The organism is Bacillus sp. FJAT-45066 (assembly GCF_002335755.1).
Classification (GTDB): Bacteria; Bacillota; Bacilli; order Bacillales; family Bacillaceae_I; genus Bacillus_CD; species Bacillus_CD alkalisoli.
The window spans coordinates 3,862,986-3,889,336 of record NZ_NISQ01000001.1; the positions used below are offsets into that span (position 1 = coordinate 3,862,986).

The 26,351-nt window shown below is 35.1% G+C and carries 29 protein-coding genes and 1 riboswitch; of the genes, 15 read left to right on the forward strand and 14 right to left on the reverse strand.

Features of this window, described 5'->3' with window-relative positions; translation table 11 throughout:
- Positions 1 to 155 precede the first annotated feature (155 nt).
- Positions 156 to 755, forward strand: coding sequence for a histidine phosphatase family protein (locus tag CDZ92_RS19295; RefSeq protein WP_096156822.1), 600 nt, complete (start codon positions 156 to 158; stop codon positions 753 to 755).
- A gap of 211 nt (positions 756 to 966) precedes the next feature.
- On the opposite strand, the gene CDZ92_RS19300 is transcribed toward CDZ92_RS19295, so the two are convergent.
- Positions 967 to 2,136 carry a MalY/PatB family protein gene (locus CDZ92_RS19300; protein WP_227521432.1) on the reverse strand — a complete coding sequence of 390 codons (1,170 nt, stop codon included), beginning with the start codon at positions 2,134 to 2,136 and terminating at the stop codon, positions 967 to 969.
- A gap of 253 nt (positions 2,137 to 2,389) precedes the next feature.
- Between CDZ92_RS19300 and CDZ92_RS19305 the strand changes: the two genes are divergently transcribed.
- Entirely contained in the window at positions 2,390 to 2,650 is a 261-nt protein-coding gene (locus CDZ92_RS19305) for a DUF1871 family protein (protein ID WP_096156823.1), read from the forward strand.
- 72 nt (positions 2,651 to 2,722) lie between these two features.
- Here the strand turns inward: CDZ92_RS19305 and CDZ92_RS19310 are convergent, their stop codons facing one another.
- Complete coding sequence (locus tag CDZ92_RS19310) at positions 2,723 to 3,553, reverse strand: alpha/beta fold hydrolase (RefSeq protein WP_096156824.1); 831 nt, start codon at positions 3,551 to 3,553, stop codon at positions 2,723 to 2,725.
- Positions 3,554 to 3,891: 338 nt separating this feature from the next.
- The gene (locus CDZ92_RS19315) at positions 3,892 to 4,248 is read right to left on the reverse strand and encodes a helix-turn-helix domain-containing protein (protein WP_096156825.1); all 357 of its coding nucleotides are present in this window, start codon (positions 4,246 to 4,248) and stop codon (positions 3,892 to 3,894) included.
- 306 nt (positions 4,249 to 4,554) lie between these two features.
- Between CDZ92_RS19315 and yugI the strand changes: the two genes are divergently transcribed.
- Complete coding sequence (gene yugI, locus CDZ92_RS19320; RefSeq protein ID WP_096156826.1) at positions 4,555 to 4,959, forward strand: S1 domain-containing post-transcriptional regulator GSP13; 405 nt, start codon at positions 4,555 to 4,557, stop codon at positions 4,957 to 4,959.
- Between the two features lie 245 nt (positions 4,960 to 5,204).
- Here yugI and CDZ92_RS19325 read toward each other — a convergent pair whose 3' ends face one another.
- Positions 5,205 to 5,438, reverse strand: a complete 234-nt coding sequence (locus CDZ92_RS19325; RefSeq protein ID WP_096156827.1) for a DUF378 domain-containing protein — start codon at positions 5,436 to 5,438, stop codon at positions 5,205 to 5,207.
- A 495-nt stretch (positions 5,439 to 5,933) separates the two neighbouring features.
- Here CDZ92_RS19325 and CDZ92_RS19330 point away from each other — a divergent pair, with 495 nt between their 5' ends.
- Positions 5,934 to 7,097 (forward strand): iron-containing alcohol dehydrogenase, encoded by a 1,164-nt coding sequence (locus CDZ92_RS19330; protein ID WP_096156828.1) that lies wholly within the window; start codon positions 5,934 to 5,936, stop codon positions 7,095 to 7,097.
- Between the two features lie 45 nt (positions 7,098 to 7,142).
- Here CDZ92_RS19330 and mnhG read toward each other — a convergent pair whose 3' ends face one another.
- Genes mnhG through CDZ92_RS19365 form a run of 7 tightly spaced genes read right to left on the reverse strand, consistent with a single transcriptional unit; the run spans position 7,143 to position 12,922 of the window.
- A complete protein-coding gene (gene mnhG, locus CDZ92_RS19335; RefSeq protein WP_096156829.1) occupies positions 7,143 to 7,514 on the reverse strand; it encodes a monovalent cation/H(+) antiporter subunit G in 372 nt (123 codons plus the stop codon).
- Positions 7,498 to 7,794 carry a Na(+)/H(+) antiporter subunit F1 gene (locus CDZ92_RS19340; RefSeq protein ID WP_096156830.1) on the reverse strand — a complete coding sequence of 99 codons (297 nt, stop codon included), beginning with the start codon at positions 7,792 to 7,794 and terminating at the stop codon, positions 7,498 to 7,500. The genes mnhG and CDZ92_RS19340 overlap by 17 nt, the downstream gene beginning before the upstream one ends.
- A 1-nt stretch (position 7,795) precedes the next feature.
- Positions 7,796 to 8,272 carry a Na+/H+ antiporter subunit E gene (locus CDZ92_RS19345; protein WP_096156831.1) on the reverse strand — a complete coding sequence of 159 codons (477 nt, stop codon included), beginning with the start codon at positions 8,270 to 8,272 and terminating at the stop codon, positions 7,796 to 7,798.
- A 5-nt stretch (positions 8,273 to 8,277) separates the two neighbouring features.
- Positions 8,278 to 9,759: a Na+/H+ antiporter subunit D gene (locus CDZ92_RS19350; RefSeq protein WP_096156832.1), complete on the reverse strand. Its 1,482-nt coding sequence runs from the start codon at positions 9,757 to 9,759 to the stop codon at positions 8,278 to 8,280.
- Positions 9,752 to 10,093, reverse strand: a complete 342-nt coding sequence (locus tag CDZ92_RS19355) for a Na(+)/H(+) antiporter subunit C (protein ID WP_096156833.1) — start codon at positions 10,091 to 10,093, stop codon at positions 9,752 to 9,754. Before CDZ92_RS19355 ends, CDZ92_RS19350 begins: the two co-directional genes overlap by 8 nt.
- The gene (locus CDZ92_RS19360; RefSeq protein ID WP_096156834.1) at positions 10,093 to 10,515 is read right to left on the reverse strand and encodes a Na(+)/H(+) antiporter subunit B; all 423 of its coding nucleotides are present in this window, start codon (positions 10,513 to 10,515) and stop codon (positions 10,093 to 10,095) included. Before CDZ92_RS19360 ends, CDZ92_RS19355 begins: the two co-directional genes overlap by 1 nt.
- Complete coding sequence (locus CDZ92_RS19365) at positions 10,502 to 12,922, reverse strand: Na+/H+ antiporter subunit A (protein ID WP_096156835.1); 2,421 nt, start codon at positions 12,920 to 12,922, stop codon at positions 10,502 to 10,504. The genes CDZ92_RS19360 and CDZ92_RS19365 overlap by 14 nt, the downstream gene beginning before the upstream one ends.
- A 302-nt stretch (positions 12,923 to 13,224) precedes the next feature.
- Here CDZ92_RS19365 and CDZ92_RS19370 point away from each other — a divergent pair, with 302 nt between their 5' ends.
- The 3 genes from CDZ92_RS19370 to CDZ92_RS19380 all read left to right on the forward strand — a co-directional run bounded on the left by CDZ92_RS19370 (position 13,225) and on the right by CDZ92_RS19380 (position 15,537).
- Entirely contained in the window at positions 13,225 to 13,461 is a 237-nt protein-coding gene (locus tag CDZ92_RS19370; protein WP_096156836.1) for a hypothetical protein, read from the forward strand.
- 198 nt (positions 13,462 to 13,659) lie between these two features.
- Positions 13,660 to 15,009 (forward strand): glucose-6-phosphate isomerase, encoded by a 1,350-nt coding sequence (locus tag CDZ92_RS19375; RefSeq protein WP_096156837.1) that lies wholly within the window; start codon positions 13,660 to 13,662, stop codon positions 15,007 to 15,009.
- Between the two features lie 126 nt (positions 15,010 to 15,135).
- On the forward strand, positions 15,136 to 15,537 hold the full coding sequence (locus CDZ92_RS19380; protein WP_096156838.1) for a YugN-like family protein: 402 nt from the start codon (positions 15,136 to 15,138) through the stop codon (positions 15,535 to 15,537).
- On the opposite strand, the gene CDZ92_RS19385 is transcribed toward CDZ92_RS19380, so the two are convergent.
- Positions 15,534 to 16,544, reverse strand: a complete 1,011-nt coding sequence (locus tag CDZ92_RS19385; protein ID WP_176483823.1) for a potassium channel family protein — start codon at positions 16,542 to 16,544, stop codon at positions 15,534 to 15,536. The two genes, CDZ92_RS19380 and CDZ92_RS19385, sit on opposite strands and share 4 nt — an antisense overlap.
- Entirely contained in the window at positions 16,544 to 16,798 is a 255-nt protein-coding gene (locus CDZ92_RS19390; RefSeq protein ID WP_227521433.1) for an atypical membrane-integrating protein (Mistic protein), read from the reverse strand. The genes CDZ92_RS19385 and CDZ92_RS19390 overlap by 1 nt, the downstream gene beginning before the upstream one ends.
- Positions 16,799 to 16,912: 114 nt before the next feature.
- On the opposite strand from CDZ92_RS19390, the gene CDZ92_RS19395 reads away from it, so the two are divergent.
- Positions 16,913 to 17,095 (forward strand): H-type small acid-soluble spore protein, encoded by a 183-nt coding sequence (locus CDZ92_RS19395; protein WP_096156840.1) that lies wholly within the window; start codon positions 16,913 to 16,915, stop codon positions 17,093 to 17,095.
- 90 nt (positions 17,096 to 17,185) lie between these two features.
- On the opposite strand, the gene CDZ92_RS19400 is transcribed toward CDZ92_RS19395, so the two are convergent.
- Positions 17,186 to 18,352, reverse strand: a complete 1,167-nt coding sequence (locus CDZ92_RS19400) for a dicarboxylate/amino acid:cation symporter (protein WP_096156841.1) — start codon at positions 18,350 to 18,352, stop codon at positions 17,186 to 17,188.
- Positions 18,353 to 18,687: 335 nt separating this feature from the next.
- On the opposite strand from CDZ92_RS19400, the gene proC reads away from it, so the two are divergent.
- From proC to CDZ92_RS19435, 7 genes are all read left to right on the forward strand, one after another.
- Positions 18,688 to 19,533, forward strand: a complete 846-nt coding sequence (gene proC / locus CDZ92_RS19405; protein ID WP_096156842.1) for a pyrroline-5-carboxylate reductase — start codon at positions 18,688 to 18,690, stop codon at positions 19,531 to 19,533.
- 229 nt (positions 19,534 to 19,762) lie between these two features.
- Positions 19,763 to 20,896: a M20 family metallopeptidase gene (locus CDZ92_RS19410; RefSeq protein ID WP_096156843.1), complete on the forward strand. Its 1,134-nt coding sequence runs from the start codon at positions 19,763 to 19,765 to the stop codon at positions 20,894 to 20,896.
- 267 nt (positions 20,897 to 21,163) lie between these two features.
- A riboswitch (cyclic di-GMP riboswitch) is annotated at positions 21,164 to 21,247 on the forward strand.
- Positions 21,248 to 21,403: 156 nt separating this feature from the next.
- A complete protein-coding gene (locus CDZ92_RS19415) occupies positions 21,404 to 22,390 on the forward strand; it encodes an ATP-binding protein (protein ID WP_096156844.1) in 987 nt (328 codons plus the stop codon).
- Positions 22,387 to 23,082, forward strand: a complete 696-nt coding sequence (locus CDZ92_RS19420) for a hypothetical protein (protein WP_096156845.1) — start codon at positions 22,387 to 22,389, stop codon at positions 23,080 to 23,082. The genes CDZ92_RS19415 and CDZ92_RS19420 overlap by 4 nt, the downstream gene beginning before the upstream one ends.
- A gap of 13 nt (positions 23,083 to 23,095) precedes the next feature.
- The gene (locus CDZ92_RS19425) at positions 23,096 to 23,413 is read left to right on the forward strand and encodes an STAS domain-containing protein (protein WP_096156846.1); all 318 of its coding nucleotides are present in this window, start codon (positions 23,096 to 23,098) and stop codon (positions 23,411 to 23,413) included.
- Positions 23,413 to 24,252, forward strand: a complete 840-nt coding sequence (locus CDZ92_RS19430) for a PP2C family protein-serine/threonine phosphatase (protein ID WP_096156847.1) — start codon at positions 23,413 to 23,415, stop codon at positions 24,250 to 24,252. The genes CDZ92_RS19425 and CDZ92_RS19430 overlap by 1 nt, the downstream gene beginning before the upstream one ends.
- Before the next feature lie 12 nt (positions 24,253 to 24,264).
- Positions 24,265 to 26,349: a FapA family protein gene (locus tag CDZ92_RS19435; protein WP_096156848.1), complete on the forward strand. Its 2,085-nt coding sequence runs from the start codon at positions 24,265 to 24,267 to the stop codon at positions 26,347 to 26,349.
- Positions 26,350 to 26,351: the final 2 nt, after the last annotated feature.

Consider the following 26,351-nt stretch of genomic DNA (forward strand, 5'->3'; position numbering starts at 1 on the left):
GTCATAAATTCTTCAAAATTCTTCGTAAAACTAAATAATTCACATGTATCCGTACAAAATACTCTTTACAAATCCGAAATAGTTGTAATACTATTGAAATAATTCTCATTAATTCGTCAATTCTGTAATAAATATATAAAAAAGGGGGGGGAGCCGTGGAGATTCTTATAATTCGACATGGACAGTCTAAAGCGGATCTACTGAATGTCCATGAAGGTAGAGCAGATTTTCCCTTAACTGAGTTAGGAAAACAACAAGCTGCAAAAGTGGCGGATTATTTAAATGAATTTTGTCCTCCAGACATTATTTGGAGTAGTACTTTATTACGTGCATCAGAGACAGCTGAGATTATCGCAAAAAAAGTGGAATGCATGTTAAAGCTTGAGCCAGATTTAATGGAATACAATAATGGAATCCTTGCAGGTTTACCACGTGAAGTAGCAGCAACGAAGTATCCGCTGCCGCTAGGTGGAAGAAAGCCACATGAAAGGATTGAAAAAGGAGAATCAGACTTAGAGTTTAGAATGAGGTCTGAAATTATACTTTCTAAAATTTTAGCAGAAAGTTCGGCTGTGGCACGAATTGCAATCATTTCTCACGGTGGTACTATTTCAAACTTAATTAAAAGCTTATTACAATTACCTGTTAACACTCCAATTAAGTTTTACACTTGCGATACTGGAATGCACTGCTTTAAAAAACATGAGGATCAAGTGACGGTTGTTTATTTAAATAAACAAGATCATTTAAAATAATCTATTCGTAAAAAGACTGCATGAAGACTCTTTATATCTTCTTACAGTCTTTTTGATTATTTGAGTACGTTTCATAATGTATGACTACTAAACGAAAAACGTTTAAAAGCATCGTTTTCTGTATTTAAAAACCTTAATAAACGAACTTATTATTTTGTATATCACTAAAACATTCGTTTTTCATTAAACGAACCGTAATTATGAAATTGATTCATTTACATGCAGTTTTTAATCTGTTAAGACCATCTAATAAAGTTTCTCGTGGGCAAGCGATATTCATTCGGACAAATCCTTTTCCTTCAGGACCGAACTTCTCGCCCATTTCTAAGGCAAGCATGCCTTTATGGAGTAGTCGGCTTTTCAGTTCAGCATCATCTATACCTAGTCCTCTACAGTCAATCCATAATAAATAAGTACTTTCAAGAGGACACACTTTCAACTTCTCGCCCATTTCTTTTTCAATGAACGATGTGGCTTCCTTAACATTAGATTCTATTATTTTCTTCACCTCTTTAAGCCACTCGTCACCTTCTGTATATGCTGCTTCCATTCCAATGATACCAAAAGTGTTTAATGTAAAATGGCCATTTTTCTTTTGAAAAAGTTCAACCTGTTTTCTATACTCATTATTTTCTATTACGATCACAGCCGCTTGTAAACCAGCGATATTAAACGTCTTAGTTGGAGCAATACAAGTGATACAATTGTTAGAAAAATTTGGATCGATAGAAGCAAAAGGTGTATAAACATATCCATCTAATGCAAGATCACCATGAATTTCGTCAGAAACAACTAAAATATTATGTTTTAAACACATTTCACCAAGACGTGTTAATTCCTCTTTTGTCCAAACCGTTCCACCTGGATTATGGGGATTACACAACAATAACATCTTCACTGAATCATCTAACTTTGATTCAAAATCTTCCAAATCAAATTCATACCGACCGTCTTTTAAGACTAAGGAGCTTGTTACTAACTTTCGATTATTCAGTTGAATCATATCAAAAAATGGATAGTAAACAGGAGAAAAAGTAATTATTTTATCACCGACTTCACTGAAAGTTTGCACAGCTAAACTTAATGTTGGAACAACACCAGAAATGTAAGTGAGCCATTCTTCTTTCATACTCCAGTTATGGTTTCTAGCTACCCAATTTACAACAGACGATGAAGTAGAGCGCGGGACAGAGGTGTAACCGTAAACCCCATGTTCCATACGTTTTTTTATTGCTTCAGTCACACTTGGTGGTGCTTGGAAATCCATATCAGCAACCCACATCGGTAATACGTCTTCTCTACCAAAGAAAGTGTTAGTTTCATCCCATTTGATACTTAACGTATTTTTTCGATTCACTACCTTTTGTAACTCAAATGTCACCGCTATTCCTCCTGTCCATTGATTCATACTAAACAAACGAATTGAAACACTGTATAATGAAAAAATAGTTAATCGTAATTATGTTATTTAATCCCATAGATACGGTTCCTTTATTGAAAAACGAAATTTATATTTTTCTTATTTTTTATTTGTTTATAATATGTTTCTGTTTTCCCTTAATATTACTGGGTTATTACTCGTTTTTCGTATAGTATTAATATTCACTACACTCTGTAAGAAAGAAGGTGTTACGATGAAGCCAAACGTGAATTTAATGTTAATGGATACATTAATGTGCTGGGACCCACTAGGATATGGTGAAGATGCTTATGAAACAGAAAGAGTAGATGTCATCCAAGCTGTACATGAGCTGAATGATGAAAAAGCCCTTTCTGTTAAAATTCAACATATATATGAGTTTTCCTTTGAAGAAATGATACCTATAGAAGAATGTAAAAAGAAAGCAATAGAACTTTTGCAAATCAAAAATAGTGATGATGCTTGTTCCATTTAAAAAGGGACGGTAAGGGAATCAACATCCTTTACTGTCCCTTTTTACTTTATTCAATTAAAACGGCTTGTAAAACTAAGTCGCTTCAATAAACTCTAAAATATTCTCATGAACTCCTTCAGGGTTCTCCTCAGGTAACAAATGCCCTGTATTTTGATATGTAATGAGCTTTGAATTTGGTAAGTCTTTTGATAAACGATAGCCAACCTCAATTGGTACAACTTTATCCTCTTCTCCCCAAATAAGCAAACTAGGTGTGTCAATTGACTTTAAAATTTCTGCAGCCAAATCTCCTTCACGATCTCTTATCATTTTTGTTAATGCACGAAAAATATCGTCATTCATAAAAGGTTGTAAATAGCCATCTATCATCTCATCATCAATTAACGAGTGATCATGCACAACATTAAGCAAATTTTGAACGGGTCCACGTCTTCCTAACCAGTACTTTAACCATAAGTGGAAGTAAGGAATTCTTGAAGAATAGATGATTGGCGTGGACATTTTCTTTAAATAACCAGAGCTGCATAATAATACAACTTTATCTACTGAATCTGGTTTCTGTTTGCTCATATTTAACGCTATTTGTCCACCCATACTATGTCCAACCAGCACGACCTTTTGAAAATTTAATTGCTGTATTAAATTCAAAACTACTTTAGCCATGTTTTCGTAAGAATAAATAAAGGAACTTGTTTTACCACTCTTTCCAAAAGGTGGGAGATCGACTGCTAAGACCGTGTATTGCTTCTTCAACAATGGTAAAAGACGCCGGAAACTGAAGGTAGAGGATAAAAATCCGTGTATCAGCACAATTGTCGGCTTCTCATAGCTATAGCGACTATCATGTAATTCATAATATACATCAACACCTAACACATTCATTGTGAAATGATTTTTGTCCATTTTAAACACTCCAACTATTATTTAGAGGTAGTTTAACCTGATAACTCCATTTCAAACGTGTTTTTATTTTCCTATAATAAAATAAAAGTCAGAGTTAATACTTATTGTTTTTTAAAATTTCTTATAAGCGGTTGATTTCCGTGCAAGGCTGAGACTCCCGGCCCGCCCGCGGAAAGCGTAGTCTTGCACGGAAATCAACAGCGGTATTTAACAAAGCCAAACAAAAAAAGACAAAGCCAGTAAAGGCTTTGTCAAAAAATAGGGGGAATACTAAAAAAGTATTGTTAAAATAAGTATTCCCAATTCTCTACTAATTTAAACAAGTTATTAGAAAAAAACTAAACTTTATACTTTTTCTCATAAATGGATTGCATGATGTTTAAAAATTCTTCCTCAGACAAATCTTTTGCTTTACGTAATATCAACTTCGAACGATTTATGCCAATCTCTTTAATAAGTGCTTGAAGTTCTATGTCATTACCACAAGCAGATTGACTTGTATTCTCTAAAAGCTCAGAAGCAGGTACATCTAGAACGGTAGAAAGCTTTAGGATTGTTTCTAGATCAGGTGTTTGTTCCCCAGATTCATACTTTTCAATAGTAGCGGAGCCTACGCGGATTTTTCTGGCAAGTTCTCTTACAGATAATTTGGCACGCTCACGGTACGTTTTAATGTTATCCCCAACCTTCCTCATTACTATCACCCTCTCTAATATGTCTTCTTATTATTATCATATCACCGCTATACTTTAAAAAGTATGAACATTTTTCGATAATTAGAAAGAAAGATTTAGTTTTTTGAAACAATTTTTGTCACAAATTTTAAACATTAGACTCAAATATAAACTATCGTATCAGGGTAAATAAAAACATTCTCATTTGTAAAACATAACAAAGAGATGTAACGCAATAAATATTTTTTGTTAAAAAGTAAAGTTTGTGGTATAATTATTTATTGCGTTGAAAGTATATAAAAAAATATAATTATTAGGAGTGTTTTCATGTCAGATAAATATCAAGTAGGTAACATTTTAGACGGTAAAGTAACGGGAATTCAAGCGTATGGTGCGTTTGTAGCATTAGACGAAGAAACTCAAGGTTTAGTTCATATTTCTGAAATTACACACGGATATGTTAAAGATGTTAATGAGCATTTAAAAATTGGAGATGAAGTGAAAGTTAAGGTTCTTTCTGTAGACGAAGCGAACGGAAAAATTAGTCTTTCAATCAAAGCTACAGAAGAAGCACCGAAGCAACAAGCTGCTGCTCCAAAAAAGCCTAACAAAAAACGTCAAGCAACTACAACTGTCAAAACTGACGATTCAGCTGCTGGCTTCAACACTTTAAAAGATAAACTTGAAGAGTGGATCGAGCAATCTAAGCGTGAAGATTTAATTAAAAAGTAATAAAGTTTTAAAATCCTTACATGTTGTAGGGGTTTTTTTATGTTCTTTTTATGAGTTATCCTTTAAAAATGATATAAATCAAGAAATTAGAGGATATCTTTAAAAATTAAATTAATCCGTAAAAGTTCAATTTTATCTGGAAAAATTATTTTATATCCAGATTTACTACTTTGTACACTTCTTCAAATAATAAAAATAACCGCTTCCTCAATTGAAGAAGCGGCACTTACATAAATCTAATCAAATTAACGAGTAGTACGTGGTTCAACTTCTCTTTCGTACTCTTCAGATGGTCTGAAAAGTAAACCAAGGTTAATTAATCCCGCGATACCAACTAAGCTATAGATGATGCGAGATAACCATGCATTTTGTCCACCGAAGATTGCTGCTACTAAGTCAAAACCGAAGAAACCAATTAATCCCCAGTTTAACGCACCAATAATCGTCAACACTAGTGCAATTCTTTGAATTGTACTCATTCACATTCCCTCCTTGAGAATATAAGTGCTTCATATATATAGTTTGTTTCATCGCCAAAATTATTCATGCTATGCAAAAATATTTTTGAAAATAATCTTATCTCAAAGGTTTTACAATATTTTTAGGTTGTATTCAGACTATTTTTTGAAAATATAGTAACTAGCTGTTGATTTCCGTGCAAGGCGAAGACTCCTCGAAAATGCTACCTCATTTTCTTCGTGCGATGCATCGCTCACGTAGCCTTCCTTGTCCTGCGGGAGAAGCGGGAGACGGGGAGACCCCACAGATGCGAATGCGTCGAGCTGGCCATGGCTTAAACTCGAGGAGCTAGTCGCTTGACCTAGACACGCCCGCGGAAAGCGAAGCCTTGCATGGAAATCAACAGCGGTGTTTATCAGTGACATTTTTTAAAGTAATACTTCTAAAAAAAGAGCTCATTCTTTGCAACCAATGATGGAATATTACATAATAGACACAATAGGAGGGATAGTCAAATGGAAAATTTCACATTTTATAATCCAACAAAACTGATCTTTGGAAAAGGTCAATTAGAAACTTTGCCAGATGAATTAAGTAACTATGGAAAAAACGTTTTACTTGTTTATGGTGGAGGGAGTATTAAAAAGAGTGGTCTTTATAACCAAGTCATTGATCAATTACATAAAGCTGGAGCACAAGTAACAGAACTTGCAGGCGTAGAGCCAAATCCAAGAGTATCAACTGCTAGAAAAGGAGTAAAGCTATGTCGAGAAAACAGTATAGACTTTATATTAGCAGTTGGAGGAGGGAGCGTTATTGACTGTACAAAAGCTATTGCAGCTGGTGCAAAATATGATGGAGACGTATGGGATATAGTATTACGAAACCATATTGCTACAGAAGCGTTACCTTTTGGTACGGTTTTAACTTTAGCAGCTACAGGTTCTGAGATGAACTCTGGTTCTGTTATTACAAACTGGGAGACAAAAGAGAAATATGGCTGGGGAAGTCCTGTGACGTTCCCTCAATTCTCAATTTTAGATCCAACGAACACATTCACTGTTCCAAAAGACCATACTGTTTACGGTATTGTTGATATGATGTCACACGTATTCGAACAGTATTTCAACACAGGAACAAATACACCACTACAAGACCGTATGTGTGAATCTGTTCTTCAAACAGTGATGGAAACAGCGCCTAAATTGTTAGAAGACTTAACCAACTATGAGCACAGAGAAACTATCCTTTATAATGGTACTATTGCACTTAACGGTATGTTACAAATGGGATATAGAGGAGACTGGGCGTCACATGGAATAGAACATGCGGTTTCTGCTATTTATGACATTCCTCATGCTGGTGGTTTAGCAATTCTTTTTCCGAATTGGATGAAGCATGTAATAGATACGAATGTACCAAAATTTAAGCAATTAGCTATAAGAGTATTCGGTGTAGACGAAAAAGGAAGAGACGATCGCGAAGTGGCATTAGAAGGTATCGAAAAGCTAAGAGAGTTTTGGAACAGCTTAGGAGCTCCTTCCCGATTAGCCGAGTATGAAATAGATGACAAACATATAGACGAAATGGTAGAGCATGCACTAGCTCGTGGCCCAATAGGTAACTTTAAACCTTTAGCAAAAGAGGACGTTAAAGCAATTTTACAGGCATCTCTATAATGTTCAAAAAAGAACCGCTACTATAAAAAGTAGCGGTTCTTTGCTTCATGCCTTCATCTTCATTTGTTTCTCAGCTAATTCTTTCTTCGCCTTTAAATCATCTTGAATGGAGCTATCAGCTAACTTAACATCTGTATAGTAAGCAGCCCTAGTAATAAGATGCCCTGCTACAGGTGCAGTGACAAATACAAACACTATACCAAGTATTAATCGTGCACTAAAGTAATTATCTGCAATCCAGAAATACAATAGAGTCGCAATCAAAACGAACAATACTCCTAGTGTTGCACTTTTAGAAGCTGCATGACTCCGACAATACACATCTGGAAGTCTAAGTAAACCAATCGTTGTTACTAAACTAAGGAGAGAACCTAGAATGACGATTCCACCAATTATATAACTAGCTGCTTCTGTCACGGTCGATTATCTCTCCTTTCTGTATGAACTTCGAGAACGCTACTGTACCAACAAAAGCAATAACTCCGATTAATAAAATAACTTCTAAAAATGCATCCGTTCTTAACATAATAGAAATGATAGCAGTGATTGCAATCAAGTTAATTCCAATCGAGTCTAAAGCCATTACTCTGTCAGGTACAGAGGGGCCTTTTACAACCCGATATACAAGACCAAGGGTGGAGATAGATAAAATGAGTAAACCAATTGTCAGCATGGAGTCTAAGGGTGTATCTGGCATTTTACCTAGTCACCTCCTTAATGGCCTCTTCAAAGTTATGTTTAATATCACTAATAATTTTATCAACGTCTGGCATATTCATCGCATGGATATAAAGGATTTTATTATCATCCGAAATATCCATAACCAATGTCCCTGGCGTTAAACTAATTAAAAGAGATAAAAGAGTAATTTCCCAATTTGACTTTAAGTCTGTTGGCATTGCGAAAATACCGGGCTTAATGTCTAATTTTGGTTTTAAGATATCTTTAATAACTTGAATGTTAGATAGTATTAACTCTCTTAGGAAGATGAGTAATAGTTTCGTCGCAGCCCATACTCTTGAGAAGTATAATCTGCCAGGCAAGAACCTTCTCATTGCCCAAATAATAAAACCGCCCCAGAAAAAACCGACAAAGAAAGTCGAGAAAGACCACTCGTTTTTCAAAAACATCCATATAAATGCAATCAATAAATTTATTAATATTTGAAAAGCCATCGCAACTACTCCTTTAAAACCGCTTGGATATAGATTGAAGGATCCATCAACGTTTCTGCTGCTTGCATGATGTACGGTGTTATTGTTTCAGCCCCTAAACCGATAAATGCAGAGACTGCAATCAATATGACAGAAGGATAAAGAAGTCCTTTTGTAGATCCTTTCTCTTCTTTTTCTGTAAGTACTTCTTCTCTAAAGAAGCAGTTCATGAATATTTTCATCACAGAATAAAGAACTAAAAGACTTGAGAAAAGCATAACACCAACAAATACGTAATGACCTCCAGCTAATCCAGCTTGAGTTAGTAAGACCTTTCCAACGAATCCACTTAGAGGTGGAATACCAGCTAAAGCAAGAGTTGCAGTAAAGAACATCCAACCAAGTAATGGGTGACGTTTTATGACTCCGCCCATTTCTTTGATTTTATCTGTACCTGTAATAGCAAACAGTGCTCCTGCTAGTAAGAAAAGAGCTCCTTTTATAACCATATCATGAACTAAGTAGAAGATTGATCCTGCATAACCGATCTCTGTTGCTATAGCAACACCGAAAACGATTACTCCAACTGCCGTCACAATGTTATAAATTAATATTTTCTTAACGTCCCAATATGCAATAGCGCCAATCGCACCGATTAAAATGGTTATGATAGCTAAAACGCCGATAATCATATGAGTTATTTGTGGTTCATGATAGAAAATTATCGAAAATGTACGTATGATCGCGTACACTCCTACCTTCGTTAACAAAGCAGCAAATAATGCTGTTATAGCGTATGGCGGTGCTTGATAAGAACCAGGTAACCATAAGTAAAGTGGGAATATACCACCCTTTAAGCCGAAAACAATTAGGAACAATACTGCTATTACAGTTAGAATTCCAGTTTGACCTGATTCCGCTACTTTCGCAGATACGTCAGCAATGTTTAAGGTACCAACAACTCCATATAAATAAGCTAGTGCTATAACGAATAAACCCGAAGAAACAATGTTAATTAAAATATACTTTAAAGATTCGCGCATTTGAATTTGAGTGCCACCGATTACAATAAGTACATATGAAGAAATTAACATTACTTCGAAAAATACGAAAAGGTTAAATAAGTCTCCTGTTAAAAATGCCCCCATTACGCCTGTTATTAAAAATTGAGAAAAGGCATAATAGTAATATTTCTCCCGTTCTTCGCCTACACCACGAAAAGCAAATAATACACAAGCAAAACTTACAATTAATCCAGTAAGTACAAGCAATGCTGCAAACATATCTGCAACAAGTACTATCCCGTAAGGTGGCTCCCAACTACCAAGTTCAAGTGTTTGTACACCATTTTCATATACGGATTGAACTAGGATAAAAGAGGCAATAGTTGCAAGAGACAATGAAACTACACTTATCCACTTTTGTAACTGAATTTTCCTAGGTATAAATAATAGGATCGAAGCAGTGATAAAAGGGATAAGGATAGGTAAGATGACAAGGTTATTCATGATTTTCATTTCCCCTTAATTTATCCATATCGTCTGTCTTCAATTCTTGGTACGCTCTGTATGCTAACACAAGGAAGAAAGATGTAACTCCAAAACTAATAACAATTGCAGTTAATATTAGAGCTTGAGGTAAGGGGTCAGCGTACAAATCGGCCTCTTGTCCTAGTAAAGGTGCAGCCCCTCGCTTTAAACCTGCCATTGTAAGTAAAAACATATGAGCTCCATGTGCTAATAATCCTGTACCTACTATAATTCTTAATATACTTTTTGAAAGAATTAAATAGGTTGCAATTGCAATTAAAATACCTGCAACAAATATCATTAATATCTCCATTATTCACTCTCTCCTATCGTTTGAATAATGGTCATCGCAACGCCGACAACTACTAAATATACTCCAACATCAAAAATTACGGGTGTTGCTAATGCAGTTTTCCCTAATATCGGAAAATCGTAATACGTAAAAGTATGCGTTAAAAATGGAACGTTAAAGAAAAGCGAACCGACGCCACTAAGTATACAAATTAATAATCCGATTGCTGCAACTGTCATAAAGTCTATTGGAAAAACTGTTTTAACTGTCTTCATGTCGAATGCTAACAATAACAGAACTAATGCTGCTGAAGTCATTAATCCCCCGATAAAACCTCCACCAGGTGTATAGTGGCCTGCAAAAAAGAGGTAAATGGCAAAGGTAATAACGATAAAAGATAGGACGGTAGTGACGGTTTGAAGAATAACATCATTTACTTTCACCTTTTACCCCTCCTTTCTTACCAACCATACGGAACTTGATCATCGTATAGATACCAAAGGCAGCAATAACTAAAACAGCTGCTTCAAATAAAGTATCAAAACCTCGGAAATCAACTAGTATTACATTTACCATATTTTTTCCACCAGCTCTTTCATATGAATACATCTCAAAAAAGCTTGAAATAGAATCATACAGTCTAGAGCTATTAACAGATATACCAATTATTATTACTAGTAAACCAACTCCTACAGAGATGATGAAGTTTGTCATTTTAAAGCGTAGTCGATTTACTTCTTTTGAAAGATCAGGTAAGTGATAGAAGCATAGTAAGAATAATGCTACTGAAACTGTTTCTATGATTAATTGGGTAAGCGCTAAATCTGGTGCTCGGAATAGTACAAAGAAAAGAGCCATTGTATAACCAACAACACCTAATGAAATAATTGCCACCAAACGAGATTTAGCAAACAAAATTGTAACTGCTGCAGCAACCATAACTAGAGCTAATACTAACTCATATATTCCAACAGGAGCAACATTTTCCGTATTAAATGCAAAAGCGTCTACACGAATAAAAACAGCCCCTAAGAGGACTATCATAAACGCAAATGCAATCGCTAAATAGTCACGGATAAATCCCGTCATATAAGAATGTGTAAATGCAGCAGACCCTCTATCTATTGCAACTAACCCACCATCATATAATCGGTTTAATGCTAAACGTTGTGGGAACCAATCGTAAATCTTGCCCCATTTTGCAAGTGTTAAATATAGCAATGATCCGAATGCAACTACTCCAATTGTCATAAATATCTCTTCAGTCCATCCATGCCAGAAATAAATTTCAACCATTTGGACATCTAACGTATTAAAGTAAATCGATTGTACGGTTACACCTATTAGATTTTTTAATAAATCTGGGAAAAATCCGAATATAATTACTAATGAAGCTAAGATGATTGGAGGAACTAACATACCAATCGGCGCCTCATGTGGTTTTTTATCAAGCTTTTCAGGTTGATATTTACCCATAAATGTTTTGAATACTATAACCATGGAATAAATGAACGTAAAGATACTAGCTACCCAAGCTAAAACTGGGAATAGAATGCCTAGTGTATCCATGTTCCAAATTCCAATTTCTGTAGCTCTTAACATTCCTGTAAAGAACATCTCTTTACTTAAGAAACCATTGAATGGTGGTAAACCAGCCATCGCAAATGTTCCGATGATGGCAAGTGTAAACGTAATAGGCATTAACGTCATTAAACCACCAAGTTTACGAATATCACGCGTTCCTGTCTCATGATCGACAATCCCGACTACCATGAACAGGCTTCCTTTAAACGTTGCATGGTTGATTAAGTGGAAAACAGCGGCCATTGTTGCAACGGAAGCAAACGAATAGGCATGTGTTCCATCTATATCGTAATATGCTGCTGCACTACCAATTCCTAGTAGTGTCATAATTAAACCAAGCTGACTCACAGTGGAGAAAGCTAAGATGGACTTTAAATCCGTTTGTTTTACTGCGGAGAAAGATCCCCAGAACAATGTGATAATACCAAATATCGATATGAGCCAGAACCATTCTGGTGCTCCAGCGAAAACTGGACTCATACGAGCTACTAAATATATTCCCGCTTTAACCATCGTTGCAGAGTGTAGGTATGCACTAACTGGAGTAGGTGCTTCCATCGCATCTGGTAACCAAATATGAAATGGGAATTGAGCTGATTTTGTAAATGCTCCTAGTAAAAATAGAACCAATGCTGGTACAAATAAATGACTAGATGTTACTAAATCAAGGTTTGCAATAATCTCACGAACGCTAAACGTGCCAGTCATATTATAAAGAAGAACAATACCACCAAGCATTGCTAATCCACCGAATACGGTAATTAACATCGACTTTTGTGCTCCATAGCGAGATTTTTCACGGTGATACCAATAACTAATTAATAAGAAAGAAGAAATACTTGTTAACTCCCAGAAGGAGTACATAACGATAAGGTTATCAGAAAGAACAACTCCAAGCATCGCACCCATAAACATTAATAAATACACGTAAAATGTGTTAAGTGCTTCTTTCTCTTTTGATAAGTAATAAATAGAGTAAAGAACAACTAATGAACCTATTCCAGTGATGAGCAAGGCAAAAAGTAAACCTAGACCATCTAAGTACACAATAAAATCAATTCCTAATGAAGGAATCCAGCTCATCGTACTAATAAAAGCTTCGCCATTCATTATTGGCCCTAAATAACTTATAAAATAAGCAAACAGGACAACTGGCAATACTAGCACAAACCAGCCAGTATGTAATTGACGGAAATACTTATGTAAAAATGGCACAAGTACCGCCAAAAGTAATGGCGAAAGAATCACTAAATGAATCAGTGACAAGACACAAACCTCCCCTAAATCTTTAATTTCCTTTAAATGACATAAGAAAACAACGGCAACCAACCTAATTTGTCAAGTGAGGAGCCGAAGTTTTCAAAAGTAAATAATTTTACTTAAGAATGATTACTGTAACAAATTATATACTAAATTGAATTTGCTTGCATCTCTCTAGGCTTTTAGTATTGACAACTTTGCCCATGTATATTAAATAAATAGAAACTAGGATAAAACAATGAAAAAAATTTTTTGTATGAATAAAAAATGCATAAATAAGCCACTCTATAGTTAGGGTGGTGGTATGTATGGTTAAAAGAAAAGCCGCTGTTGCTCTTTCTATCTTTACAACATTGTTTGCTAGTGCTTGGTGGTTTCATACGGAACAAATAAAGGTTCATCCAGCACAAAATTCAGACCCAACACTAGTATTGATTGGAAATAATGCTGGACAAGTTACGGTTTATGAACCGTTTAAACCGCGTGAATATATTCGAGTAGTAGCAAAGAAAAAGAAAGAAAAAGAAGAAGTGGAACCAACCTGAAACGAAACGAGGTTACCAAAAAGAAGTCGGTTCATCGACTCTTTAGGTAACCTTGTTTATTTATCTTCTATTAATATGAAGAAAATAAGAACATTTTATTTGTATTCGCTTACAATTCACTACGGTTCTTGAATTCTCTTTCTTTATTAGGTAAAGTGAAGTTGGAATGGCAATTATGTTTTTTAGGAGGCAATGAAAATGACACATATTCGCTTTGATTATACGAAAGCTTTATCGTTTTTTGGCGAACACGAACTTACATACTTACAAGATGCAGTAAAAGTAGCACACCACTCTTTACACGAGAAAACTGGTGCGGGCAACGATTTTTTAGGTTGGGTAGAACTTCCGACAGATTATGATAAAGAAGAATTTTCTCGTATTGTTGCAAGTGCAGAGAAAATTAAAAGCGACTCGGATATCCTTTTAGTAGTAGGAATTGGTGGTTCTTACTTAGGAGCACGTGCGGCGATTGAAATGTTAAACCACTCTTTCTATAACGCTTTAACGAAAGAGCAACGTAAAACTCCACAAGTAGTTTTCGTTGGAAACAATATTAGTTCAACTTATATGAAAGATTTAATGGAATTAATCGAAGGAAAAGATTTCTCTATTAATGTTATTTCTAAATCAGGAACAACTACGGAGCCAGCTCTAGCTTTCCGTATTTTCCGTAAAATGTTAGAAGAGAAATACGGGAAAGAAGAAGCGCGTAAACGTATTTACGCAACAACAGACGAAGCACGTGGAGCATTAAAAACACTAGCTACAGAAGAAGGCTATGAATCATTCATTATTCCGGATGATGTTGGTGGACGTTATTCCGTTCTAACAGCTGTAGGTTTACTACCAATCGCCGTTTCTGGTGTGAATATTGAAGCGATGATGAAAGGTGCACAAGATGCTAGCATTGATTTAGAAAAATCAGAGCTATCCGAGAACATTGCTTACCAGTACGCAGCAGTCCGTAATGTCCTTTACAACAAGGGAAAAACGATTGAAATGCTTATTAACTACGAGCCAGGTTTACAATACTTCTCAGAATGGTGGAAGCAATTATTCGGCGAAAGTGAAGGAAAAGATCAGAAAGGTATTTTCCCTGCATCAGCAAACTTCTCTACAGACCTTCATTCTTTAGGTCAGTATGTACAAGAAGGCCGCCGTGACTTATTTGAAACCATTATTAAAGTAGAAAAACCTCGTCATGAATTAGTGATTGAAGAAGAAGCGTCAGATTTAGATGGCTTAAACTACTTAGCTGGTCAAACAGTAGACTTTGTAAACACGAAAGCTTACGAAGGAACGATGCTTGCTCACACAGACGGTGGCGTACCGAACTTAATCGTAAGTATTCCAGAAATGGATGCATACACATTCGGATACTTAGTATACTTCTTCGAAAAAGCATGTGCGATGAGCGGTTACTTATTAGGTGTCAACCCGTTTGATCAGCCAGGCGTAGAAGCTTATAAAGTAAACATGTTTGCTTTATTAGGTAAACCAGGATATGAAGATGTGAAAGCGGAATTAGAGAAGAGATTGAAATAAAGATAGTTGATATCTTGTCCGCATGTCAGTTTTTTTGCTGATTGTGCGGGCTTTTATCTATTTCAAGGGAAAGGAATGACAATCCCCCCAATAGGGCAACATATTCCTAAAAAGGGGGGTAAAGGCATGATTCCAATTCCTTCAAAAGTTGAAGGGCAAGAATTCCAATTATACAAATTAGAAAAAGAACTTAAACCGTTAGGCTATGTTATAGGTGGCGGCTGGGAATATGACCATGGTTATTTTGATTACAAAATAGATGACAAAGTAGGGTATCAATTCCTTCGTGTACCATTTCAATCAATTGATGGACAGTTGGACTCACATGGTGCAACCGTTGAAATTGGCCGCCCATTTTTATTAGCACATAAATACCAAGTTGGACTCGATGATAATGTACAAGTATGGAACAAATCGGCGTCTTTCAATCAATTTTCCGAACCACAAGACCCAGACGCCGAATTTCCAAAAGAATATGTAGAACTTGGTCATGCACTAGTAAAAGAACTCGAACAAATCTTAACTTAGTCTTTAATAACCAATAGTCTGTCTTGTTCCTCAATCTTAGTATGAAGAGGTGGATTCACCATTGTTTCCCCTCTTCTTTTAATTCCTATTAACAAAATCTTGCTTTGCAATAAAAAATTACTCATTTGTTCAAACGTCTTTTGTAAATCTTCCTCATTCACATCTAAATATTTTAATTTGCTTCCCTTTAGTTGATCTAACATATTCACCAAAGTAGTTGACATCCCGTTTGAAACCATACTATTTGTCATACAATAACTAGACAATAAATTTGTTTGAATAATTTCATCAGCACCAGCCCGCTTTGCATTATTCACTTGAGTAGCAGTTAATATTTCAGCTATCGTGTAAACCCTTGGATTTAAACCCTTCACTGCTAAAATCGTTAATACGGTGCCCATATCTGCTAACCGTTCATCTTTTCCTTGATCTGCAGTAATAATCACAATTTCGGCTTCACTAATATTCGCTTTTTTTAACGTTTCATCGTGGCAAGGGTTTCCTTTAATATAAAAAATAGTATTATGGTGCACGGGTATTTCCTTTAATGTTTCGTCAATCAATACAATGGACATTGGTTCACTAACTAATTCTTTCAGTTGCTCCATAGTTGCTCTAACTCTTTCATTCCATCCTATTACAATAATGTGTTTTGATCCTTTATAATCCACTTTACCCTCCGTATAAGCAGTCTGTGATGCGATAGCACCCGCTGCTAACGATACAAAATAAGTTGTAACAAAACCTGTACCAAATAAAATTAAAATAATTGCAATAACTCTGCCTAAAATAGTTATAGGAACGTAATCACCATATCCGAGTGTTGCAGTAGTTACAAATGCCCACCAAACTCCGTCAAAAATTAACGGAAATTCTTTAGGTTCTACAAAATGTATAACAATTCCAAAAAACAGGTTTATGATAAATATGACAGCGAGAATTCGTAAAATAAGCGGCCAGTGTAAAAAGTCAAAATAGAAAGGACCACGTATTTTTCTCCTAGCCATTATTCCTTCTCCTGTTTTGTATTCATGAAAGATAATACTTCTTTTATGATGGAATTTATTTTTTTCGTTAATGCTTCTTCACCAATAGCTTCCTTACCTAATTTAACTAACTCCATTACTTCTTCATCAAACACAATAACCTCTTTATCTTCCTCAGCCTCATTATATAATTCAATAAATTCATCCAAACTTTCATTCATTTGATCGATGGCTTGACTTAACTTAGCTTTCTCATCTGGATTTAGCTTCATCATCTTTCACCTCAATTACTATCATGGTCAAACTAGACATTTTGTAAAACTAACAAAAGCATAAATTCTAGTGTTTTTGGAAAAATAAACTGAACAATTAAGAGGAGTGAATAATGGATGGATCAAAGACGAGTAAAGCAAATATTATCTTCATCAGCAGATATTAATGTATTGTATCAGGGTGCTTCTGTTTGGATTGATGAACTTCACGAAGACGGCAGAACTGCAACAGTTCATTTAAGAGGACCATTAGAAGAGAGAACTACTGTAGATATTGGTGATTTGCAAGAAAGTGAATAGGAGAGGAAAGAGTCACACTGAACATGGTGTGGCTTTTTTAATGTATAAAAAAAACTCCTACTAATCTTTGTTAGTAGAAGTTTAATATCGTTAGCTAGCTTTTTTATTAGTCAACGCATCTACTGCATTCGCAATCGCACCGTCGCCAGTTACGTTACATGCTGTACCGAAGCTATCTTGCGCCATGTACAGGGCCATCATTAACGCTAGCATTGTTCCGTTAAATCCTAACATTGTGTCAAGTAAACCTAACGCCGCCATTACTGCTCCACCAGGAACACCAGGTGCTGCAATCATCGTTACACCTAACATCATAATGAATGGGAAAACTAAACCAAATGAAAATTCAAAACCATTAATGTACATTACTGCCATCGCACAAGAGACGATTGTAATCGTACTTCCGGAAAGATGAATCGTTGCAAGTAATGGTACAGCGAAATCTGCCACTTTCTCTTTCACGCCAATTTTCTTTGCTCTTTCTAAAGTAACAGGAATAGTAGATGCAGAAGACTGCGTTCCTAATGCTGTGAAGTATGCTGGTAACATACCTTTCATCATGGCAAAAGGATTTTTCTTCGAAATCGTTCCACTAATAATATACTGTAAAATTAACATGACAAAATGTAGCGCGATAATTAACACAAACACTTTAGCAAACACACTCATTATCGTTTGAACTTGTCCACCTTGAGTCATGTTCGCGAAAATACCTAAAATATGAACAGGTAATAATGGAATAATAATTTTAGAGATTACTAATTCGATAATAGAACGGAAGTCTACCATTACAGTTTTCAAAGAACTTCCTTTGATTGCTGCCATACCTAATCCAAGCGTGAATGCTAAAACTAGTGCAGTCATAACACCCATTACGGCAGGAATTTGAATTTCGAAAAATCCAGAAAGCATTGCATCTTCTGCACCGTCAAATGCATTGTTAGAAACACTATTTCCTAATATAGTAGGGAACAAGGTTACAGCTGCAAAATATGCTAGTAAACCAGCGACTATTGTGGATAAATAAGCTATTCCAGCTGTTATTCCTAGAAACTTTCCAGCTCCTTTACCTATATCACTAATACCAGGTGCGATGAACGCAATAATAATTAATGGAATGGCAAAGCCTAAAAATGCGCCGAAAATCCCATTAAACGTTACGAATAAACGAGTAAACCATTCAGGCATAAACGCCCCAATTAAAATCCCAAGAAAAATCGCCATAATAATTCTAGGTAAAAGTCCTATTTTCCTCATGTTGTTGTCCTCCTAGAAGATACAAATGTAATTTTGTTACCGCTTACATTCTACTATAATATATTCTCTATTAAAACATAAAAAAACATTTTCAAAGAAAAGTAACCTTATTAAATCTATTTCTTACATTTCAAATTTCTTCAAATTACTTGATTATTAGTGATAAATAGTGAAAAGGAGCATTTAACCTATACTATCTAGCAAATGTTACCGCTTACACTAACTATCTGGCCCTTATGCTCACTTCTTGTTGAAATATCCTTGAAACTGGATGTCTTCATGTTACGCTTATGTATGGAGAAACAACTTGAACGGAAAAACGAGGAGCGAAACGAATGCTAAAAAGAAAAACAATAGGATTTATTGGGGCGGGTTCGATGGCAGAAGCGATGATTTCTGGAATCGTTTCGTCAAACTTATTACCAAGTAATCAAATTATCGCTAGTAATCGCAACAACATAGACCGTTTAGCATCTTTAGAAAAAATGTACGGAATAAGAGGAGTAACAAAAAATCACCTTTTAATAAGTGAGTTAGATATTATTGTTTTGGCGATGAAGCCGAAAGATATTGAAATAGCTTTGGAAGATTTAAAACCATTCGTAAAACCACATCAATTAATATTATCTGTCATTGCTGGAGTTTCAACAGCAATGTTGGAAGAGGGATTACCTAATGGACAAGCTATTATTCGAGTAATGCCTAACACGTCAAGTACAATTGGTGAATCTGCGACAGCTATATCGCTAGGAAAAAACGCTACAGCTCAACATAGAAATATGACTGAACTGTTATTGTCCTCCATAGGGAAAGTATATGTGATAAAAGAAGAACAGATGGATATTTTCACTGGTGTTGCTGGAAGTGGTCCAGCCTACTTTTATTACTTAATGGAGCATATGGAAAAAACAGCAAAAGACGCTGGATTAGATCCAACCGTTACAAGAGAAGTAGTGGCACAGACAATATTTGGCGCTGCGAAAATGATTATGGATGGAAATGAGACCCCTTCACAATTACGTAAAAACGTGACATCTCCAAATGGAACAACGGCAGCAGGTTTATCTGCCCTGCGCAAAAATGGTGGAGGCAGTGCCATTTCAGCTGCCATAAAAAGTGCGACCCATCGTTCAAAAGAGCTTTGTGAAGAAAAAAATTCAAAAGAACTAATTTATAATTGAGTTACGTTTGATGTAGTAGTCATATATTATAAAAGGCACTCAATTAGTAAGGTAATTTCATAAAAAAAGGCTAGCAATCGCTATTTGTGATTTGCTAGCCTTTTGTGTCGTTCATGAATACTTTCTAACACTTTAAACGTAAATAGTAATATTTGATATAATAGCAGTACTAGTACTTACGCATTATAAAAGTAAGAGTAACAAACTGAAGAAATTGGAGTTGTCTTTCGTGGAAAAGTATTTACGAGAAAAACAAGAAGAAATGCTACAACTAATAGAAAAGTTAGTGAATATAGATAGTGGCACACATTTCAAAACAGGTGTAGACAAAGTAGGTAGAATTTTAAAAAAGCAATACGAGCAACTTGGCTTTGTTGTTACTGTAAAAGAAGAAGAGAAGTTTGGAAACAACCTTATCATTAAACATAAAGACGCAGTAGATCCGAAAATTATATTAGTAGCACATATGGATACCGTTTTTCCAGAAGGGACAGTAGCAAAACGACCTTTTCGATTAGAAGGGGATATAGCATATGGTCCTGGTGTTGTTGACATGAAGTCTAGTCTTGTTGAAATGTTGTATGCTATTAGAGGCTTACAATATGAAAATCAAGACTGCTACAAAAACATTCAAATAATATTAAACAGTGATGAAGAAGTAGGATCGCCGAAATCTAAAAAGTTAATTGAAGAAGAAGCTGTTGGAAAAGAATATGCCCTTATTATGGAGCCCGCGAGGAAAGACGGTTCCCTTGTTTCGTCTAGACGAGGTGGTGGTAGGTACAAAATTATCGTGAAAGGGAAATCTGCTCACGCAGGAATCGAACCACAAAAAGGTCGCAGTGCAATTGAAGAACTAGCGTACAAAGTCATTCAACTAAATGGTTTAACAGATTATAAAAAAGGGATAAGTGTTAATGTTGGACTAATTGAAGGTGGTTCATCTGTAAATACGATACCACCCATGGCAGTTGCACATGTTGATATTCGTATTTCTGAGATAGAACAAGCGGAATACGTAGAACAAAAGATAAAAGAAATCTGTTCGATGAATGATGTGTCTGGTACCGAGATAACGTACAAAGGGGCAATTAATCGCCCGCCACTTGAAAAAAACGAACAAAATGAACAACTCTTTGATATTATTCAAGGTGTTGGAAAAGAGATAGGCCTCCAGTTTAAAGATACAGCAACAGGAGGAGGTTCAGATGCAGCATTTACCTCAGCAACTGGGGTCCCAACAATAGATGGATTAGGTCCTGTTGGAGGAAATGCACATAGTGAGAATGAATATGTAGAAATAAAAACACTTCCTGAACGTACTCTTTTATTAGCCAAAACAATAGAACGATTATCTGAGTGAGTTTCATATATGAAATTAATTCTATCTAACTAATTTTTTACCACTGCTTGTAACCGATGTCCCAACATGGAATAGGAGACAAGCTTTATTAAAATTTAGTTTTCAACATGAATAGTTCATTAAAGTAAAACGAAAAATGAGACATATCGTGTATAATTTAGGACATTTCGCTTTGATATTAGGACATATTAAGAACCGTTATAGAATATGCTTTTCACCTAGCGTATAGTTAAGTTAATAGGAAAATAGTTGCAGTGTGATCCTTACCTTGGATAATAGCAAACTTACTGAAAAGTAAGGACGCAAAGCTACGGATCTAAAGCTTTAAGCAAAGATGGCCGAGTTACCGAAAAGGTTGGAACTGAAATGAAAAGGTATTTTACCTTCATTATCAGCGCCTACCAATCTAGTGGTAGGCGTTTTTTACTAATCTATTAAATATAACCCTAAAAAGTATGCGACAAAAAGAACTTATAGGAGACTTTCTCTTATAAGGGAGGGAACATATTGAAACGGCTCATCGATAAAGTTATAAATAGAAATCGAACCATTGAACTTACAAAAGCCCCAAATAATCCATTCTCACAAAAAGAGCTAACATATAATGAATATTCTTTTATTACTAAAAGAGGCTTTATTGTACGGAAAATAGCCCAATATTTAGATTTTAATGGAGAAGTTAGCAATTACCTATACAATCTTTCCTTAAACAAGCCGATGTTACAAATTAATGAATCTAGTGATGGATTAGAGCAAATTATTCATTTAAGCGAGCAACTTCTAACTTGGAACGAATCAAGAGAAGATATTCCTGCTGAAATAAAAGAATTAAACGTAAATAATGATATGAAAAACGCTCTTTTAAAAGTATATCATGTTCATAAAGATGATTTATTCTTACATTCTGAAAACGAATTCAAGAGTCCGACAAGTGATGCTCAAGCTAGTGAGTGGCAAATCTATCGAGAAGTAATTTACGCTGCAACACAAGGTAAGTTTTTATTAATTGATAAAGAAGAAATATCCAATTATAAAACAGACGATATCCTTTGTACGAAAGTAATAAAGGAACGTGCAGACATTCCTGCTAGTAGAGCGATTACGAAAGAAGCTCTAGATATGCGCGGGTATACTGGTCCGAAAACTATGGGGTTATTGTTAGTTCTTTCTGAAGCAATTACAAACGTCATTAAACATGCTGAGCATGGAAAGATGACGTTAATGGAATGTATGAATAGCAATGAACTAAGAATAATGGTAGAAGACATAGGTCCCGGTTTTCCGTTAAAAGAGCTACCGAAAAACACATTGTTAGCAGGTTATTCTACAAAAAAATCTCTAGGTCAAGGATTTACACTAATGATGAAAATGGCTAAAAGTGTAGCTTTATATACTTCCCCAACTGGTTCAACTCTTATCATTATTTTTGATAACTGTAATGTGAAAGCAGGGGATGAACCTAAAGCTTACTCGGAAGGAGTGAGCATGAAATGAATAGAAAATCATTACAAAAACGTATATGTAAACAGCTTAAAATTGTAATGTTTTTTCTTATTGTAATTTCAATTACTATCCATTTTTATTTTCCTAAGTTTTTAATTATATTTTCTATTATCTCTATCGTAATCATATTTTACATTACTAATTTTATTAATAAACAACTGTATGAAAATATAAATGTAATAAAAGAACAAGTTATTGAGTTAGATGGTGGAGAATTAATTCCTAGTAACATATATGACGGTGAAACAGAACTGAAAGAGATTTCAGAAGGAATTGGTAGAATTACTAAAAAAAGTGAGGAATTTATAGCTGTTACACAAAAACAAGCAATAAAAACTCAATGGTTATCTTTATCTCTAGAAGCAGATTCTTCTCACTCTGTTGAGAAAATGTATGAACTATCTACCGTTGATACAATGAAAAATCGCGAACAACTTCTTGAGCTTTCTGAGCTACTTGATGAAATAACTACTTATTTTTATGACAGTGATAATGAACTAAATAGTAACGCTATTATCGATAAGATAGAAAAAATTAGAGAAATTACTCAAAATCGTGCTTCTGCAACAACAGAAATAACGATTACGCTTTCTGATTTATTAAAGTCACTTCAACAACAATCGAGTGAATTATCTGATATTTCAATAAATCTCTTTAAACAAATAGAACAATTTAAAAAGTAAGGGAGGGCAACGTATGGGATTAACAATTAAGAAAGAAGTAGAAGGAAGTATGGTAACTTTCTATTTAAACGGAGTATTGGATATTACCACTAGTAATGCTATGGATCAATATTTACAAGATACAACTGAAATAGATACGTTAGTATTCGATCTAACAGAAATTGAATTTATAGACTCTACAGGAATTGGGTTAATTATTAATACGGTCTATGTTTCTCAAGAAAAGCATTTTAAGGTAAGACTTCAAGGTGTGGATGAGTTAACAAACGAAGTATTTGAAACAGTAGGATTATATCAAATTTTAGAGGCTATGCAAGGGGAGGTAGTGTAATGTATAAGAACCGATTACACTGTGAGAATATAGTTCCTCCCACTGTGAATGAATATAAATCTCTTGAGAGAGAAATCAATCTAGCAAAAAACATACAAACCTCTTTGCTTAATGGTAAAACCCCTAGTTTTAGCGGTGGAAAAGTATGTGGTGCATCCATCCCTGCAAGATTAATTGGAGGAGATTATTATGATTTTTATCCGCTAGTTAACGGAAAGATTAGAATTGTAATAGGGGATGTAATGGGAAAAGGAATACCAGCAGCTATGTTAATGATCTTAACACGAGGAGCATTTCGCAGTGCTGCTGAAAGCACACAATCTCCTGGTAAAACGTTAACATCCATGAACTACGCACTATATAACGATTTACGAACGTTAAAATCTTTTGTTACTTTATTTTGTGCGGATTGGGATCCAAACACAATGACGTTGACGTACGCAAATGCAGGTCATAATCTTCCTTTATACTTAAATCATAAAGAAAATAAAGTGGATCAGGTTCCAATTATTAAAGGGGTAATGGTTGGTGGATTACCAAATCAAATTTATAAAGAGGAATCTATAACACTTAATGAGAATGACACTATTTTCTTTTACACAGACGGAATTGTGGAGGCTGAAAATCCACAAGGTGAGCAATACAAGTTACTTAGACTTGTTGCTCATTTAGAAGATAACATTCATCAAGAAATAGAACAGTTAGAAAATAGTGTAATCGAATCTATAAACAACTTTACAAATGGTGCACCTCAAAAAGATGATATCACAATGGTGATTTTAAAAGTAAATAAACAAAATACCGATATCACTAGCGTGTCTTCTCCTTTAATTTGTTAGGAGGTAATACTCATGCAAACTATTCTCTCTAGTGGGAAGAACGTAACGACAGCAATTAAAGATGGTCTTGTTCTATTAGGGGTTACAATGCAGGAAGTAGAAATAGAAGTAGTAGACTATGGAAAAAAAGGGATGCTTGGTTTTGGAGGTAAGAAGGCGGTCGTAAAAATAACAAAAAAATCTCCTGTCGATAAATTAGATAAAGAAAAAAAGGAACAATTAGACACAGAAGGACTTGTTGACCGTTACTTTGAAGAAATAGAAGAAAATCAAGAAATTCCACAAAAAGACTTAACAGAAAATACCCCAACCTTTTCAGAAACACCGGTAAAACAGGAAGTTAAAAAGTCTGGAAAAGTATGGGTGGTAGATGGGGAACTTCATTACGAGTTAGGCGAAGATAGATTTCCAACAGTCGTTGTAACTCCACCTGTTAAAATATATAAAAATAATGAAAGTACTTCCGAAGAGCAACTCATTATTACTGGTAAAGATAAAGTGAAATTACTCGTTGAAGACGAAGTGATAAAATCTCATTGGAAAGCTTATATGGATGAACAAAAGCTGAACGTTTACCTAGAAATAACACCAGGTTATAAAATTAATAGAAAAATAGTAGATGTAGCTCCGGAGTTCGATATTAAAATTACCGCTTCAGAAGAAAAAATTAAATACAATGACTTGTCATATGCAGAAGTCCTAAGTAAATTAGAAGCATTAAGAGTAAAACAAGGATTTAAACATTCCGAAATTAACAAAGCTATTGAAACGCTAGAACCTGGTTTGTTTATAATTGCAAGTGGCCTAAAACCAAAAGAAGGTAAAAATGGCTGGGTCGAAGTGAAGGTAGATGTTGAGCCAGTAACAGGTCCAGTAGAGAAAAAGGACGGTACAGTAGATTTTAAAGAGATGAAACGCATTCCGACAGTTGAAAGAGGAAAGATTATCGCAATTGTACATGATCCTATTCCAGGTGAGGTCGGTTATACAGTTACGAATGAACCTTTACTTGCCAAACAAACAATCCCAGTACATTTGAAAACTGCAAAAGGAACCGTCTTGCATGAAGAAAAAGTAATCGCAAGTGATTCCGGAAGACCATTCATAGAAAAACGTGGCCAGTATGTAACAACATCTATTCTTTCGAAGTTAACTCATAAAGGAAATGTAAATTTAGCTAGTGGTAACATTAGATTTACAGGGGATGTTGAAATTTTAGGTGAAATAGAAGACGGTATGAAGGTTGAAGCGGATGGTGATATTACCGTCGAGAAAACTATTAACAGTTCTCAAGTAAGTGCTTCAGGAGGAATCATAGCCTACAGTAATGTTGTAGGATCGGAGTTGTCGGCTGGAAAGAATAACATGCTAATCGCCGAACTAGGACACTTGATCGGATTAATTCATTCGAATGTTGAAAAAATAATTTCCTTAATAAAACAGTTGTCGAAATCGCCAGCTTTTAAGTCTAACGATTTAACATCTGTAGGATTACAACCATTAATAAACATACTATTAGAAAAAAAATTCAAAGGCTTTAAGCCTTTAGTAAAGAAATATGTAGACGTAGTAAAGAGAGGCGAAGACTTTTTAGTAGATGATTCATGGAGACAAGTAGCGGTAACTTTATCTCAAATTTTTCTATCACTATCCAAAGAAAGAATGACTATAGATGCGCTAATCATGTTATCTGAAAAGATGAAAGTCCTTTACGAAATAAGCAAAGCGCCAGTAGAGCCAGATTCCTATATTACCATTTCAAGTGCGCTAAACAGTAAACTATACTGTAGTGGAAACGTATTGATATTAGGACAAAGTTGTGTGAACACAAAAATTCATGCAGGTGGGACATTAAAGATATCTGGTATTTTGCGTGGTGGAGAAGTATATGGAAGATTAGGTGTTGAATTAAATGAAGTTGGTGCAACGATGGGAACGACTACATTAGTTGCTGTTCCTAACGACCAAGTAATAAAGATAAAAAATGCAATGGAAGGTACTATTATTAAAATAGGCAACGCAAAATACACCTTCAAAGATACGAAGCGTCATGTAAAGGCGAGATTAAATGAAGAGGAACAAATAATGTTTGAATAGTA